Origin of the sequence: Streptomyces sp. NPDC052101, assembly GCF_040680235.1 — a bacterium.
GTDB lineage: Bacteria > Actinomycetota > Actinomycetes > Streptomycetales > Streptomycetaceae > Streptomyces.
Window position 1 is genome coordinate 192645 of the sequence record NZ_JBFAWH010000016.1, and the last position, 15232, is coordinate 207876.

General features: G+C 72.7%; 16 protein-coding genes. 13 read left to right on the forward strand and 3 right to left on the reverse strand.

What is annotated here, in order from left to right; all coding sequences use genetic code 11:
• Nucleotides 1-24: 24 nt before the first annotated feature.
• The 3 genes from AB0L75_RS27500 to AB0L75_RS27510 all read right to left on the reverse strand — a co-directional run bounded on the left by AB0L75_RS27500 (nucleotide 25) and on the right by AB0L75_RS27510 (nucleotide 2547).
• Entirely contained in the window at nucleotides 25-900 is an 876-nt protein-coding gene (locus AB0L75_RS27500) for an LLM class F420-dependent oxidoreductase (RefSeq protein WP_365185783.1), read from the reverse strand.
• 85 nt (nucleotides 901-985) lie between these two features.
• Nucleotides 986-1480 carry a heme-degrading domain-containing protein gene (locus AB0L75_RS27505; protein WP_365185785.1) on the reverse strand — a complete coding sequence of 165 codons (495 nt, stop codon included), beginning with the start codon at nucleotides 1478-1480 and terminating at the stop codon, nucleotides 986-988.
• Entirely contained in the window at nucleotides 1480-2547 is a 1068-nt protein-coding gene (locus tag AB0L75_RS27510) for a Gfo/Idh/MocA family oxidoreductase (RefSeq protein ID WP_365185787.1), read from the reverse strand. Before AB0L75_RS27510 ends, AB0L75_RS27505 begins: the two co-directional genes overlap by 1 nt.
• 48 nt (nucleotides 2548-2595) lie before the next feature.
• Here AB0L75_RS27510 and AB0L75_RS27515 point away from each other — a divergent pair, with 48 nt between their 5' ends.
• The 13 genes from AB0L75_RS27515 (at nucleotide 2596) to AB0L75_RS27575 (ending at nucleotide 15223) form a co-directional block, all read left to right on the forward strand.
• Complete coding sequence (locus AB0L75_RS27515) at nucleotides 2596-3783, forward strand: ROK family transcriptional regulator (RefSeq protein ID WP_365185789.1); 1188 nt, start codon at nucleotides 2596-2598, stop codon at nucleotides 3781-3783.
• A 226-nt stretch (nucleotides 3784-4009) separates the two neighbouring features.
• Nucleotides 4010-4888: a hypothetical protein gene (locus tag AB0L75_RS27520; protein WP_365185792.1), complete on the forward strand. Its 879-nt coding sequence runs from the start codon at nucleotides 4010-4012 to the stop codon at nucleotides 4886-4888.
• A gap of 48 nt (nucleotides 4889-4936) precedes the next feature.
• The gene (locus AB0L75_RS27525) at nucleotides 4937-5692 is read left to right on the forward strand and encodes a GntR family transcriptional regulator (protein WP_365185795.1); all 756 of its coding nucleotides are present in this window, start codon (nucleotides 4937-4939) and stop codon (nucleotides 5690-5692) included.
• Between the two features lie 132 nt (nucleotides 5693-5824).
• On the forward strand, nucleotides 5825-6949 hold the full coding sequence (locus AB0L75_RS27530; protein WP_365185798.1) for a TIGR03364 family FAD-dependent oxidoreductase: 1125 nt from the start codon (nucleotides 5825-5827) through the stop codon (nucleotides 6947-6949).
• A gap of 7 nt (nucleotides 6950-6956) precedes the next feature.
• The gene (locus AB0L75_RS27535) at nucleotides 6957-7655 is read left to right on the forward strand and encodes an HAD family hydrolase (protein WP_365185801.1); all 699 of its coding nucleotides are present in this window, start codon (nucleotides 6957-6959) and stop codon (nucleotides 7653-7655) included.
• Between the two features lies 1 nt (nucleotide 7656).
• On the forward strand, nucleotides 7657-8703 hold the full coding sequence (locus tag AB0L75_RS27540) for an ABC transporter ATP-binding protein (protein WP_365185803.1): 1047 nt from the start codon (nucleotides 7657-7659) through the stop codon (nucleotides 8701-8703).
• Complete coding sequence (locus AB0L75_RS27545; protein WP_365185806.1) at nucleotides 8696-9478, forward strand: 2-aminoethylphosphonate ABC transporter permease subunit; 783 nt, start codon at nucleotides 8696-8698, stop codon at nucleotides 9476-9478. Before AB0L75_RS27540 ends, AB0L75_RS27545 begins: the two co-directional genes overlap by 8 nt.
• Nucleotides 9465-10262, forward strand: a complete 798-nt coding sequence (locus AB0L75_RS27550; RefSeq protein ID WP_365185809.1) for an ABC transporter permease — start codon at nucleotides 9465-9467, stop codon at nucleotides 10260-10262. Before AB0L75_RS27545 ends, AB0L75_RS27550 begins: the two co-directional genes overlap by 14 nt.
• Before the next feature lie 44 nt (nucleotides 10263-10306).
• Nucleotides 10307-11362: a 2-aminoethylphosphonate ABC transporter substrate-binding protein gene (locus AB0L75_RS27555; protein ID WP_365185812.1), complete on the forward strand. Its 1056-nt coding sequence runs from the start codon at nucleotides 10307-10309 to the stop codon at nucleotides 11360-11362.
• Between the two features lie 116 nt (nucleotides 11363-11478).
• On the forward strand, nucleotides 11479-12957 hold the full coding sequence (locus tag AB0L75_RS27560) for an alkaline phosphatase family protein (protein ID WP_365185907.1): 1479 nt from the start codon (nucleotides 11479-11481) through the stop codon (nucleotides 12955-12957).
• A 103-nt stretch (nucleotides 12958-13060) separates the two neighbouring features.
• Nucleotides 13061-13840, forward strand: a complete 780-nt coding sequence (locus AB0L75_RS27565; protein ID WP_365185814.1) for an HAD-IIA family hydrolase — start codon at nucleotides 13061-13063, stop codon at nucleotides 13838-13840.
• A gap of 135 nt (nucleotides 13841-13975) precedes the next feature.
• Nucleotides 13976-14545: a hypothetical protein gene (locus AB0L75_RS27570; protein WP_365185817.1), complete on the forward strand. Its 570-nt coding sequence runs from the start codon at nucleotides 13976-13978 to the stop codon at nucleotides 14543-14545.
• A gap of 9 nt (nucleotides 14546-14554) precedes the next feature.
• Nucleotides 14555-15223 carry a class F sortase gene (locus AB0L75_RS27575; protein WP_365185819.1) on the forward strand — a complete coding sequence of 223 codons (669 nt, stop codon included), beginning with the start codon at nucleotides 14555-14557 and terminating at the stop codon, nucleotides 15221-15223.
• Nucleotides 15224-15232 lie beyond the last annotated feature (9 nt).

The window sequence follows — 15232 nt, forward strand, 5'->3', positions numbered from 1 at the left end:
CCCGCGCCCCTTGGGCGTTCGCGCTCACCCCAGTAGCGAAGCGAGCCTCCTCCACGCCTCTCGCGGCAGGCCCTCCCGGGAGCCCGCGTCGATCACCTGGAGGGCCACGTGGTCGGCGCCCGCCTCGTGGAAGGCCTCGATGCGGGAGCGGATCGTCGTGTCGTCGCCCCAGGCGAAGAAGGTGTCGACGAGGCGGTCGCTGCCGCCGTCCTTGAAGTCGTCCTCGGTGAAGCCGAGTCGGAGCCAGGTGCTGGTGTAGTTGGGGAGCGCGAGGTAGAGGGCGAGGGTGTCGCGGGCCACGGCGCGGGCCTTGCCAGGGTCGGCCTCCAGGACGACCTTGAACTCCGGGGCCAGCAGCGCGCTGTCGCCGAGGATCTCGCGGGCCTGGGCGGTGTGCTCGGGGGTGACCAGGTACGGGATCGCGCCGGCCGCGCGGGTTCCGGCGAGGCCGAGGGTCTTCGGGCCGAGGGCGGCCAGCACCCGGCGGTTCGCGGGCACCCCGGCCTCGCCCAGGGCGTCGAGGTAGGCGACCAGGGCCGAGTACGGGCGGCGGTACTGGTCGTGGAGCTTGGCGTGGCTGATGCCGAGGCCCAGTACGAAGCGGCCGGGGTGGGCCGCCTCGACCTCGGCGAAGGCCGCGGCGCTCTCGGCGGCCTCGTACTGCCAGATGCTCTGGATGCTGGTGCCGACGGCGAGCGTCGACGTCGTCTCCAGCAGGGGGAGGGCGTGCCGGGCGGCGCTGCTGCCGCCCAGCCAGACGGCGCCGTAGCCGAGTTCCTCCAGCTCGGCGGCGGCCTCGCCGATCTCGGCGCGGCGGGACGGGTCCTCGTCGCGCAGGCCGTGGCTCCAGATGCCGTACCGGCCGACGGACTCCTTGAGGGGGTTCGGGGTGTCGCTCATGAGTCTGGTTTCCTCCGGTCGGTGGTGGTGCCGTGACGGATGTGACACCAGTGCCAACCGGAGGGTGCCTCCAGATAATCCCCGGTCAGCTCTCCAGGAACTGCTCCAGCGCCTCTACGACGAACCTGTGGTCCTGCAGCTGGGGCAGGCCGGAGACGGTGACCGCGCCGATGACGCCCACGTCCTCGACACGGACCGGGAACGAGCCGCCGTGGGCCGCGTAGGTGTCGGGGTCCAGGCGGGAGGAGTCCTCGAACGTCGTGCCCTTGGCGCGGAAGCGGGCGCCGACCAGGTAGGAGGAGGCGCCGTAGCGCTCCACCACCCGGCGCTTGCGGGCGATCCAGGCGTCGTTGTCCGGGGTGGAGCCCGGCAGGGCCGCGTGGAAGAGCTGCTGGCCGGCGCGGTGGATGTCGATGGCGACCGGGGCCCGGCGCTCCCGGGCCAGCTCGACCAGGAGCGAGCCGAGGGCCCAGGCGTCGTCGTGGCTGAACCGCCGGAACACCAGGCGGCGCTCCTGTGCCTCCAACTCCTCGACGGACGGGGTGAGTTCGGCGGCCGGCTCGGGGCTGATCCGGGGCATCAGAGGGTCACCGTCACCTTGTCCCGGGCGGACCGGCGGGCCGCTTCCAGTACGTCGAGGGCGGCGGCCGCCTCCAGGGCGGTCACCGGGTTGGGGCCGGCGCCGCGCAGGGCCTCGGCCACGGCCGTGTAGTAGGCGGGGTAGTCGCCGGGCAGGGTCGGTACGGCGGTGCCGCCGCCGGTCAGCGGGGACTCTCCGGCGCCGATACGGCCCCACAGGGACTCGGGCTCGGCGCCCCACCGGGGGCCGGGGCGCAGGCCTTCGCGCAGAGCCGCCTCCTGCGGGTCCAGGCCGTACTTCACATAGCCCGCCTGGGAACCCAGCACCCGGAAGCGGGGGCCGAGCTGGGCGGCCGTCGCGGAGACGTAGAGGTGGGAGCGGACGCCGGTCGCGTGGGTGAGCGCGAGGAAGGTGTCGTCGTCGGTCTCGGCGCCGGGGCGGCGGAGGTCCGTCTCGGCGTACACCTCGGTGACCGGGCCGAAGAGGACCAGGGCCTGGTCCACGACATGGCTGCCGAGGTCGTAGAGCAGACCTCCGATCTCTGCCGGGTCGCCGGACTCGCGCCAGCCGCCCTTGGGCTGGGGGCGCCAGCGCTCGAAGCGGGACTCGAAGCGCCAGACGTCACCCAGGTCCCCCTGGGAGATCAGCTTGCGCAGGGTCAGGAAGTCGTTGTCCCAGCGGCGGTTCTGGAAGACGGACAGCAGCAGTCCGCGCTCCTCGGCGAGGGCGGCGAGGTCGCGGGCCTCGGCCGCGGTGCCGGCGACCGGCTTGTCGACGACGACCGGCAGGCCCGCCTTGAGGGCGGCGGTGGCGAGCGGGACATGCGTCCTGTTCGGCGAGGCGATGACGATCAGGTCCAGGTCGCCGGCCCGGTCGAACAGCTCGTCGGGGGTGGCGGCCGTCCGGACTCCCGGGAACTCGGACCGGGCCTGCTCCTGCCGCTCCGGGTCGGAGGTGACCACGGTGTCCAGGGCGAGGCCCTCGGTGGCGGCGATCAGCGGGGCATGGAAGACGGAGCCGGCGAGGCCGTAGCCGACCAGGCCGACGCGGAGGGGAGTGGCAGTCATGGGTCCCACTTTCGCAACGCTGTTGCCAAAGTGCAAGTGGTGGGGAGAATGGGTGGCGTGAACAGGACGAGGACGGGGACGCGGTCGGTGCGGGGGCAGGCGGGCGGTGGGCCCGGTGGGCCTGCGGGGGCGAATCTCGGTGCGCTGCGCAGCCACAACACCGCGCTGGTGCTGGGGCTGCTGCGGGACGCCGGGGCGCAGGGCATCAGCCGGCTCGAACTGGCCGAGCGGACCGGGCTGACCCCGCAGGCCGTCAGCAAGATCACCGCGCGGCTGCGGGAGGAGGGGTTCGCGGCGGAGGCCGGGCGGCGCGCGTCGACCGGGGGCAAGCCGCGGACCGTGCTGCGGCTGGTGCCGGCGGCGGGGCATGCGGTGGGGGTGCATCTGGACCGGGACGAGCTGCGGGTGGTGCTGGTCGATCTGGACGGGGCCGTGGTGGGGGAGCGGCGGACGGAACTGGATCTGGGCGCCGGGGCGAAGGCCGTGCTCGGGGTGGTCGCCAGGGCGGTGGAGGGGCTGGTGGGCGATGTCCTGGGCCTCGGGGACGAGGGGCTCGCCGGGGTCGGGACGCTGCTCGGGGTGGGCGTGGCGCTGCCCGGCCCGCTCGATCACGCCCATGGTGTGCTGCATCGGGTGACCGGGTTTCCCGAGTGGGACGGGTTTCCGCTGCGGGACGCGCTCGGGGAGCGGCTGGGGGTGCCGGTCGTGGTGGACAAGGACACGAACGCGGCGGCGCTCGGGCTGTCGGTGGGGGGCGAGGGAGGCCCTCGGTCCTTCGCGTACCTGCATCTCGGTACGGGCCTCGGCGCCGGTCTGGTGATCGGCGGGCGTGTGCATCGCGGGGCGCGGACCGGAGCCGGGGAGTTCGGGCACCAGGTGATCCAGCTGGACGGGCCGCTGTGCGAGTGCGGGAACCGGGGGTGCGTGGAGGTGCTGTGCCTGGCGGCGGTGGGGCGGGGGGAGTCCGGGGAGGCGGCGCGTGTGCTGGGGGTGGGGGCGGCGAATCTGGTGGGGCTGCTGGACATCGATGTGGTGCTGCTCGGGGGGCGGACGATCACGGGGGCGCCGGAGGTGTTCGTGCGGGGGGTGAGTGAGGTGCTGGAAGAGCGGGCTCGGCGGGAAGGGGTGCTCGGGGGTGAGGTGCCGGTCCGGGTCGCCGGGGGTGGGGAGCGGGCCGTGGCCGAGGGCGCCGCGCAGCTGCTGCTGGGGCCGTTGTTCGGGCGGGGGGACGCGTGACGGTGCCCGCGCGGTGGCCGGCCGTGACTCCGGGCGGCTGGGGCCGCACCCGCGGGTCAGGAAAGGCGCGGACCGTCCTCGTCGGAGGACAGGACCACCGTTTCGATCACCTCGGCGCCTCTACTCCGCGTGAGGGCGCCACCCTGCGCTGATCGAGCGGACTTCCCCGGCCGTGCCGGAGTGGCGCCCCTGAGCATCCCCGAACGCCCGGCACGGTCATGTGGTTATGCGACGACTGTGCACGTCCTTGCCCCCCTGCCTCGCCGCAGCCGCCGTCACTGTTCTCGTTCTCGTCCCCGTGGCGCCGGCGGCGGCCGCCCGGGCCGATACGCCCCCCGCCTGTGCCGGTGCCGACGCGCACGCGTTTCCGGTCGCGGCCCGGATCCGCGGGGGACCCGGCTCGTACGAGGCCGGTGGCGGATACGGCACCTGGTACATCGACCTCACCAACACCACCCGCCGCACCTGCACCGGCATCCATCCGGTGATCGTGCTCGTCGACGACAAGCGCGCGTTGCGGCCGGACCAGCCCCGGCTGGACTTCTTCGACGGTCCGAAGGCCCGGCCGGTGAAGTTCGAGGGCACCGACGAGCAGGAGCTGGTCGGCGTGCTGGACGGCGCCGGGTTCGACGGGTTCGCCGTACCGCCCGGCAGGACCGTCAGCGTCAGGGTCAGACTCGCGCTCCCCTCGGACGCCGCACCGGACCGGGTCATCGCCAACGCCGCCGTCGTCCAGCGCCGGGGTGCTGACGGGGAGTGGGTCGGGGAGTCCAACGCGTACCGGTTCGGGATCGGCCAGGACGCGGGGGACGCGACGCCGGATCCGCAGGGGACGCGGGACGGCGGGGGCGTGGCGCCCAGCTCGTCCGGCAGTCCGCAGGCAACGCCCAGCGCCAGCGCCGGCACCGGTACCGGTACCGCCGCGCCCTCCTCGGCCCCCGACTCCTCCCGGCCGCCGTTCGCCGAGGCGGGGGCGGAAGCGGCGAAGGGGGCCGCCGAGCTGGCCCGGACCGGGCCCGGCCTCGCCCAGGTGCTGCTCGCCGCCACCCTCGCGCTGGTCGCCGTCGGCGCGAGCGCGCTGCTGCTGTCCCGCGGGCGCCGCTGAACCCGGGGCCGTACCGGCGCCACCCGTTCCATCTGCGACGATCCCTCAGTGGACTATCCGAACGACCAGGCCCCCGGCGCCCCCGTCCGCTCCGGCATTCCCGAGCACGGGCGCATCCCCAAGTACTACGCGGTGAAGGCGCGGATCGCCGCGCTGCTGGACGAACTGGGGGAGGACAGCGTCATCCCCACCGAGCGGGATCTCGCCGAGCGCTACGACGTCGCCCGCGAGACCGTGCGGCAGGCGGTACGGGAGCTGGTGCTGGAGGGGCGGCTGAGGCGAAAGGGGCGCGGAACCGTCGTCGCCGGGCCCAAGCTGGCCCAGCCGCTGTCCCTCGCCAGCTACACCGAGGGCGTGCGCCGGCAGGGCCGTACCCCGGGTCGTACGCTCGTCACCCTCGACCGCTTCCCCTGCCCCGAGCCGCTCGCCGCCGAGACCGGGCTCACCCGGGGCGAACCGGTCTGGCACCTGGAGCGGGTGCTGCTCGCCGACGACGAGCGGGTCGGCCTGGAGAGCACCTACGTCGCCGTCGGGCGGGTGCCGCGTCTGGACGGCGACTTCGATCCCGACTCCTCCTTCTACGGCTATCTCGCGGCCCAGGGCATCAGCTTCGGTGACGCCGACGAGCGGATCGAGACCGTGCTGGCCACGCCCCGCGAGGCCCTGCTCATCGGCACCCCGCCCGCCCTGCCGATGCTGCTGATCCACCGGGTGTCCCGGGACACGGAGGGGCGGCCCCTGGAGCGGGTGCGCTCCCTCTACCGGGGCGACCGCTTCTCCTTCACCACTCACCTCCGCGGCTGAAGAACGATCACTCGACCACCCCCATCATTATCACGAAAAGATAACGGGTCTAGCCCAAACGTGATGGGTCGTTCACGCTCTCGTTGTCAGCCGGACCCTTCCGGTTCCCCGATCCCGAGGAGCGTTGCCGACGTGAGAGTGACAGTTGTGGGAGCAGGCGTGGTGGGCACCATGCACGCCTGGCATGCGGTGGAACGCGGCCATCAGGTCGTCCAGATCGAGCGTGAGGCCGAGGCGCGCGGCGCCTCGCTGCGCAACTTCGGGCAGATCTGGGTCAGCGGCCGCGCAGGTGGCGAAGAGGTGGAGACCGCGCTGCGGGCGCGGGAGCTGTGGGAGGGGATCGGCGGCCGGGTGCCCGCGCTGGGCTTCCGGGCCAACGGATCCCTCACGCCCGTCCGCGGGCCCCTCGAACTCGCCGTCGCCGAGACCGCCATGGCCCGGCCGGACGCCTCCGCCCGCGGCTACAAGCTGCTCACCCCGGGTGAGGCCCGCGCCCTCAACCCGGCCCTGCGCGGCGACTTCACCGCCGCCCTGTACTGCGAGCGGGACGCGGCCGTCGAGCCGCGCACCGCCCAACTCGCGCTGCGTGCCGAGCTGTTGAAGTCCCCGAACTACACCTTCCTGCCCGGCCGGGAGGTCCGCGAGGTGGTCGGCGCCGGAGCCGTCCGGGACGACCACGGGGACGTGCACCGGGCCGATCTGGTGATCCTGTGCACCGGCGCCTGGCTCGGCGGACTGGTCCGCGAACTCGCCGGACCCGATCTGCCCGTGCGCCGGGTGCGCCTGCAGATGATGCAGACCGACCCGCTGGGCGAGGCGCTGCCGACCTCGGTCGCGGACGCCGACAGCTTCCGCTACTACCCGGCCTACGCCTCCCCCGCCCTGGACCGGCTCAACGCCGAGCAGCCGCAGCCGGGGACCGCCGCCGCGCACCGGATGCAGCTGCTCATGGTGCAGCGCGCCGACGGCGGCCTGACCATCGGCGACACCCACGAGTACGAGCACCCCTTCGCCTTCGACACCGTCGAGGAGCCGTACGAGCACCTCACCGGTGTCGTCGAGTCCCTGCTCGGCCGGCCGCTGCCGCGCATCCGGCACCGCTGGGCGGGCGTGTACGCGCAGTGCACCGAACCCGGCCGGGTGGTGCACCGGCAGCAGGTGCGCGAGGGGGTCTGGCTGGTCACCGGGCCCGGTGGGCGCGGCATGACCTGCGCCCCCGCGATAGCCGAGACCACCGCGAACGAACTGGGCTGGTGAGCACCCCATGAACGACATCACCCCGGACATCCGGCTCGTCGTCCTCGACATGGCCGGCACGACCGTCGCCGACGGCGGCCTGGTCGAGCGCGCCTTCGAGGCGGCCGCCGCCGAACTCGGCGTCGAGCCCGGCTCGGCCGAGCACGCCGACCACCTGGCCTACGTCCGCGCCACCATGGGCGAGTCCAAGATCTCCGTCTTCCGGCACCTGTTCGGCGACGAGGACCGCGCCCGGCGCGCCAACACCGCCTTCGAGAAGGCGTACGGCGATCTCGTCGACGCCGGCCTGATCGCCCCGGTGCCGGGCGCGCGGGAGGCCATCGAGGAGCTGGCCGGCGGCGGCCGTACCGTCGTGCTGACCACCGGCTTCGCCCGCGTCACCCAGGACGCCATCCTCGACGCCCTCGGCTGGCGGGACCTCGTCCCGCTCACCCTGTGCCCGGCCGACGCCGGCGGGCGCGGACGGCCCTACCCGGACATGGTCCTGGAGGCCTTCGTCCGCACCAAGGCCGCCGAGGCCGTGACCCAGGTCGCGGTCGTCGGGGACACGTCCTACGACGTGCTCAGCGGGGTACGGGCCGGGGCCGGTCTGGTCGCCGGGGTGCGCACCGGTGCCCACGGCGACGAAGCGTTCCGCGCCGCCGGGGCCACCCACGTCCTCGACTCCGTCGCCGGTCTGCCCGCCCTGCTCTCGGGAGCGCGCTGAGATGGGCATCCGCTTCGACTCCGTCACCGTCGCCTACGACAAGAACGTCGTCCTCGACTCACTCGACCTGACCGTCGAGCCGGGCGAGGTCATGGCGCTGCTCGGGCCGTCCGGATCCGGCAAGACCACCGCGCTGCGGGCGGTCGCCGGGTTCGTCCGGCCCGTGTATGGGCGGGTGCTCCTCGGCGGCCGGGACGTGACGGACCTGCCGCCGTACCGGCGTGGCATCGGCATGGTCGTGCAGAGCTACGCGCTCTTCCCGCACATGCGGGTCGATGAGAACGTGGCCTTCGGGCTCAGGGCCCGCAGGACGGCCAGGAGCGAGATACGGCAGCGGGTCGCCGAGGCGCTGGAGCTGACCGGCATGGCCGCCTACGCCCGCCGCCACCCGCGCGAGCTGTCCGGCGGACAGCAGCAGCGGGTCGCCATCGCCCGCGCCCTCGCCATCCGGCCGGACGTCCTGCTGCTGGACGAACCGCTGTCCGCGCTGGACGCCCGGCTGCGCTCCGGAATGCTCGCCGAACTCGCCCGGCTGCACCGCGAGTTGCCGGACATGTCGATGCTCTACGTCACCCACGACCAGGTCGAGGCGCTGACGCTGGCCGACCGGATCGCCGTGATGGACAGGGCGCGGCTGCAGGCCTGCGGTACACCGAGGGAGCTGTACCGGTCCCCGGCGAACGAGTTCACCGCCTCCTTCGTGGGCGGCGCGAATCTGGTGCCGGTGACCGTGGGGCCCGGCGGTGTCTCCTTCGCGGGGACCGAGCTGAAGGTCGACACGGCCGGGGTGGCGGCGGGGGCGCGGGCCACGCTGTGCGTACGGCCGCATGTCGTCGGACTGGGGCAGGGCCCCAACCAACTCGTCGGTGTCGTACGGGAGATCCAGTGGCGGGGGGCCACGCACCGGCTGTACGTCGAGGTCGACGGGCACACGGTCATGGCGGACGTGCGGGAGCTGAAGGATCCGCCCGGGCACGGCGACTCGGTGAGCCTGCACTTCGCCGCCGAGGACGCGGTGCTGCTGCCGGCCGGGGTCACCCATGCCTAGGCGCCTGATGTGGGCCCTGCCCCCGGTAGCCCTCCTCGCCGTCTTCTTCCTCTACCCCCTCGCCCTCGTCGTCCAGCAGTCCTTCCAGCCGGACGGCGGCGGGACCTCCCTCAAGCCGTACGCCGACGTCTTCGCATCCGACGCCTTCCGCAACGCCCTGTGGACCACCGTCTGGCTGGCGTCGGCGTCCACCGCCGGATGCCTGCTGCTCGGGTTCCTGCTGGCGCTGGTCATCGCGTTCGTGCCGTTCCCGGGGGCGAAGGCGGTGGCGCGGTTCGTCGATGTGTACCTCTCCTTCCCGTCCTTCCTGATCACCCTGGCGCTGCTGTTCATCTACGGCTCCACCGGCATCATCCGTTCCTTCCAGTTCCTCACCACGCCCTGGGGCGTGCTGCTGGCGGAGGTCACCTACTTCACGCCGTTCGTGATGCGGCCACTGCTCGCGGCCTTCTCGCAGCTGGAGACCGCGCAGCTGGAGGCGGCCAGTTCGCTGGGCGCGCGGGCGCCGCGGATCGTACGGAAGGTGATCCTGCCCGAGGCGCTGCCCGCCCTCGCCGCCGGCGGCAGCCTCGTCCTCGTCCTGTGTCTCAACGAGTTCGGGATCGTGCTGTTCACCGGCGCGAAGGGGGTCACCACCCTGCCCATGCTCGTCTACAGCAAGGCGATCCTGGAGTCCGACTATCCGGGCGCGTGCGTGGTCGCCGTCGTCAACGTCCTGATCTCCGTGGGGCTGTACAGCCTCTACCGGGTGGTGAGCCGTCGTGCTGGTGCATAGCCGTGGGGCCAGATGGGCCGTGTGGGCGGTGTTCCTCGTCCTCTTCGTGCCGCTGTTCGCCCTTCCCCTCCTCGTCGTCCTCGGTGCCTCCTTCGCCACCCACTGGTCCGGCGTCCTGCCCTCGGGCCTGACCACCGGCAACTACCATGCGGCGACCCGCGGCGAGGCCCTGCAGGCGCTCACCACCAGCCTGCTCACCGCCGGCGCCGCCAGTCTGCTCGCGCTGACCCTCGGCACCTGGGCCGCGCTCGCCGGCGCGGCCCTGGAAAAGCGCTACCGGCGGCTCATGGACGCGCTGTTCGTGCTGCCGGTCGCCGTGCCGTCGGTCGTCGTAGGACTGTCGATCCTGGTGGCGTTCTCCAAGCCGCCGATGCTGCTCAACGGCACCCGGTGGATCGTGATCCTCGCGCACACCGTGCTGGTCACCGCCTTCGCCCACCAGTCCGTGTCGGCGGCCGTCACCCGCCTCGACCCGGCCTGCGAACAGGCCGCCGCCTCCCTCGGCGCCCGCCCCGCCTACGTCCTGTGGCGGGTCCGCCTGCCCCTCCTCCTGCCCTCGCTGACCGCCGCGACCGGCCTCTGCTTCGCCCTGTCCATGGGCGAGCTGAGCGCCACGATGATGCTCTATCCGCCCGACTGGACCCCGCTGCCCGTCCTCATCTACGCGGCCACCGACCGCGGCGCCCTGTTCACCGGCTCCGCCGTCGCCGTGGTGCTGATGGCCGCGACCCTGCTCGTCCTCTTCGCCGTCTCCCGGGTCCGCACCCGGGCGTCGTACCGCTGAATCCCCCGGTAATTCCCGCCACCATGCCAGGAGTTGGCCTCGCCATGCCCAGAAACCGCAGCACGCTCGCCGTAGCCCTCGCTCTGCTCGCCGCCCCCGCGCTGTCCGCCTGCGGCGGCTCCTCCGCCGCCTCCGACGCCAAGGAGGTCACCGTCTACAGCGCCGACGGCCTCAAGGGCGAGAACGGCGACGGCTGGTACGACAAGGTCTTCGCCGACTTCACCAAGCAGACCGGCATCAAGGTCAAGTACGTCGAGGGCGGCTCCGGCGAGATCGTGCAGCGCGCCGTCCGCGAGAAGAGCAACCCGCAGGCCGATGTGCTGGTCACCCTGCCGCCCTTCGTCCAGGAGGCCGGCAGCAAGGGCCTGCTGCAGAAGTACGCGCCCAAGGACAGCGACCAGGTCAGCGGCGCCGACAAGGCCACGGACGGCACCTGGACCTCCGTCGTCGACAACTACTTCGGGTTCGTCTACGACAAGAAGCAGCTGAAGCAGGCCCCGAGGACCTGGGACGAGCTGCTCGACTCCAAGTACAAGAACAAGCTGCAGTACTCGACCCCGGGTGTCGCCGGCGACGGTACGGCCGTCCTCATCAAGGCGATCCACGACTTCGGCGGCAAGGACGCGGCCCTCGCCTATCTGAAGAAGCTCCAGGCCAACAACGTCGGCCCGTCCGCCTCCACCGGCAAGCTCGCCCCCAAGGTCGACAAGGGCGAACTGCTCGTCGCCAACGGCGATGTGCAGATGAACTACGCCCAGTCCAAGACCATGCCGGGCCTCGGCATCTGGTTCCCGGCCGGCCAGGACGGCAAGCCCACCACCTTCGCCCTGCCGTACGCGGCCGGCCTGGTCACCAAGGCCCCGCACAGCGCCAACGGCAGGAAGCTGCTCGACTTCATGCTCGCGCAGAAGCAGCAGCAGGAGGTCAGCGAGATCGGCGGCGGCTTCGCCGCCCGCCAGGACGTCAAGGCCACCGACGCCAACGCCATCGCCCTCACCAAGATCATGGACGGCGTGCAGTTCTTCGAGCCGGACTGGAACGACATCGACAAGAACCTCACGTCGTACGTGGAGGACTGGAAGTCGGCGACCGGCAGCTGACCACCCCGCAAGACCGGCAACTCCCCAGCAACGCCCCTGGCACCACCGGGGGCGTCGCCATGCCCGCACGCACGCGCTCACCCCTTCCCCTACGGAGGTCTTCCGTGCCGTCCCGCATGTCCCGCCGTACCTTCCTCGTCTCCGCCGCCGTGGCCGCGGCCGCCGGTCCGCTCGGCGCCGTCGCCCGCGCCGCCACCCGCCAGCCGAAGGTGCTGGTCATCGGCCTGGACGGCTGTCTGCTCAGCCGTATCAAGGACGCCGACGCGCCGAACCTGGACGCCCTGATGGCAGTCGGCCTCACCGCGCCCAGCAGCATCTACGCCAACCCGCTCGCGCCGACCCTGTCCGGCCCCGGCTGGTCCACGATCATCACCGGCGTCTGGCCGGACAAGCACAACGTCAAGGACAACAACTTCACCGGCGCCCGTTTCGACCTGTACCCCGACTTCCTCACCCGCGTCGAGACCGCGGACTCCGCCCTGACCACCTACGCGGTCTCATCCTGGGCGCCGATCACCGACACGGTCTTCTCGGCCAAGGTCGACACCCGCGTCTCCACGCCGGGCGCCGAGTACGACACCGGTACGGCCTCCCGCGCGGTCGCCGAGCTGCGGGACGCCGACCCGGACGCGGTCTTCGTCCAGCTCGACAACATCGACCACGTGGGACACGGCTACGGCGCCGCCTCCCAGCAGTACCTGGACGCCATCCACGGCGCCGACACCCAGGTCGGGCAGATGGTGGACGCGGTGAAGGGCCGGGCGACCTACGCCGACGAGGACTGGCTGATCATGGTCACCGCCGACCACGGCCACACCGACCCCGGCGGCCACGGCGGCTCCACCCTCCAGGAACGCCAGACCTTCATGATCGCCGCCGGCAGCGCCCTCGCGGCCGGATCGGTCCGGTACGACGTGAAGATGCCGGACGTGGCCGCCTCCGCCCTCGCCCACCTCGGCATCGCCCTCGACCCCGCCTGGGGCCTGGACGGCCGCCCGGTCCAGCAGCCGCTCCCGGACGACTTCGACAGCCTGCGCGGCTCGCTGCGATCCCGGGTGGACGAGACCGGCATCCCGGCGGGCATCCTCGGCTTCACGCACACCCCGCCCGCCGGCTGGTCCGTCGACAACTCAGCGATGGGCACCGGCGGTGTCACCGAGTGGCGCGGCTGGTCGTTCACCACGGACGAGTTCTGGACCCAGACCCAGCGCGACCAGAACCGCGAGTGCAACGTCCGCGCCCGGAACGTCTTCGCGGTCGCCGACGGCGACGAGTGGAGCGACAAGTCCCTCACCGGCAGCTTCGACTCCACCCTGGTCAGCCCCGCCTACCCGGTGACGGGCGGCCGTACGGCCACGCTGTCGTACACCACCTACTACCGGCAGGAGTCCCCGCAGAAGGGCGAGGTGCTCGTCTCCTACGACGACGGCACCCCGGTGAGCGTACGGACGTACACCGCCGACGTCCCCTCCCGCACCGAGACCGTCACCCTCCAGGTCCCGGCCGGTGCCGGCAGCGTCCGCGTCCGCTTCCGTTACACCGGCGGAAACAACTGGTACTGGGTGCTCGACGCAGTACGGATCACCCAGGACTGAGGGGGGTCGACTTCAGGCCGCGCTGATTAGGCTGGGGACGTCGGTACGCCGTGGTTCCGGCGCCCCCGCTTCTTGACCGTACGCACGCCAGGAGACGCACGACATGGCAGACCGCAAGCCCATCGAGTCATGGCTCACCGACATGGACGGCGTCCTGATCCACGAAGGGGTGCCGATCCCCGGCGCCGACGCCTTCGTGAAGAAGCTCCGTGAGTCCGGGCGGCCCTTCCTGGTGCTCACCAACAACTCCATCTACACCGCCCGCGACCTGCACGCCCGGCTGAACCGCATGGGCCTGGAAGTGCCGGTGGAGAACATCTGGACGTCCGCGCTGGCCACCGCCCAGTTCCTGAACGACCAGCGGCCCGGCGGCAGCGCCTATGTCATCGGCGAGGCCGGTCTGACCACGGCGCTGCACGACATCGGCTACATCCTCACCGACCACGACCCCGACTTCGTGATCCTCGGCGAGACCCGCACCTACTCCTTCGAGGCCCTGACCAAGGCCGTGCGGCTGATCAACGACGGCGCCCGGTTCATCGCCACCAACCCCGACAACGTCGGCCCGTCCACCGAGGGCGACCTGCCCGCCACCGGCTCGGTCGCCGCTCTGATCACCGCCGCGACCGGCAAGAAGCCGTACTTCGTCGGCAAGCCCAACCCGCTCATGATGCGGGCCGGGCTCAACGCGATCGGCGCCCACTCGGAGACCTCCGCGATGATCGGCGACCGTATGGACACCGACGTCCTCGCGGGCCTGGAGGCCGGAATGCGCACCTTCCTGGTGCTCAGCGGTGTCACCCAGCCCGACGACGTCGACCGCTACCCCTTCCGGCCCTCGAAGGTCGCCGACTCCATCGCCGACCTGGTCGACCTGGTCTGATCTCTTCTGGCCTGATCCGACCCGTTCTGACCTGGGATTTTCGTATCCCCGCCACCCATTTGGAGCAATGGGGCGCCTCCCGAGGATGCGGAGGCGCCCGGGGCGGGGGAGCCTCCTGATAACTGGAGGTTCACGATGGGCTCACTAAGCCTCACGCTCTGTACGGGAATCCTGGCCGTCGCCGCGTTCGCCCCGGCGGCCCACGCGGCCGACGAGGGATCGGTCTCCGTGACCCCCGCCTCCCCCGCGCCCGGCACCGACGTCGCCCTGCGGGTCACCGGCTGCTCCGGGCCGCAGGGCACCGCCGTCTCGAAAGCTTTCGTCGCCGACGCCCGGCTCACCGGCGGCCAGGGCACCCTGTCCGGCGAGACCCGCGTCCGCTCCTCCCTCGAGCCGGGCGCGTACGACGTCAGGATCACCTGCGCCGACTACGTGGTCAGCGGACGGATCACGGTGGCCGGCAAAGGGACGGGAGCCGGCCAGGTGGGCGCGCGGCACCAGGAGCCCGGCCGGGAGCCCGTCGCCGGCGCCGCCTCGCCCGTCGCCCCCGTCCACGCGGGCGGCGGCGGCACCGCGCACTTCGCCACGGTGGCCACCACCGAGTCCGGGCCCGACACCGGCCAGGCGGTGACCGGCCTGGCCCTCGCGGGGGCCGCCGCGGCCGCCGTCGCGCTGCGTGCCCGCCACCACCGCGACACCCGCTGAAGGCGGCCCATGTCCGACGAGCGCGAGCGCACCACCGGCACCGGTCGGCTCGTCACCGGCCTGGCCTGGGCGCTGCTGCTGCTCGGACTGTGGCTGTGGGGGCGCGCGGTGACCGACGTACCGCGGGGCACGGACGGCCCCGCCGCGGGCGATGTGTCCGCCGCCGGGCCCGTCGACCCCGCGCTGCTGCCCCGTGCCGCCGCGCCGCTGGGTGACGCCCTGCCCCAGCGCGTCGACATCCCCCGGCTGGGCGTGCAGGCACCGGTGATGAGCCGCGGCCTGGACACCCGGGGCGCCATCGACCCGCCGCCCTTCGACCAGCCGGGCGTGGTCGGCTGGTACGGCGCCGGCACCAAGCCGGGTGCACCGGGCGCGGCCCTTCTGGTGGGGCACGTCGACACCTGGACCCGGCCCGCGGTCTTCTATAAGCTCAGCACGCTCAGACCCGGCAACACGGTCCGGGTGTACCGCTCGGACGGCAGGGTCGCCGCTTTCACCGTCGACGACGTCCGCGTCCTGCCCCGGGCCGGCTTCGACGCCCACCAGGCCTACGGCCCCCACCGGCCCGGCCGCGCCGAACTCCGCCTCATCACCTGCGGCGGCAGCTTCGACCGTGCCAGCCGCAGCTACACGGCCAACGTGGTGGTGTCCGCGTACCTCACCGGAACCACCCGCTGACCCTCGCAC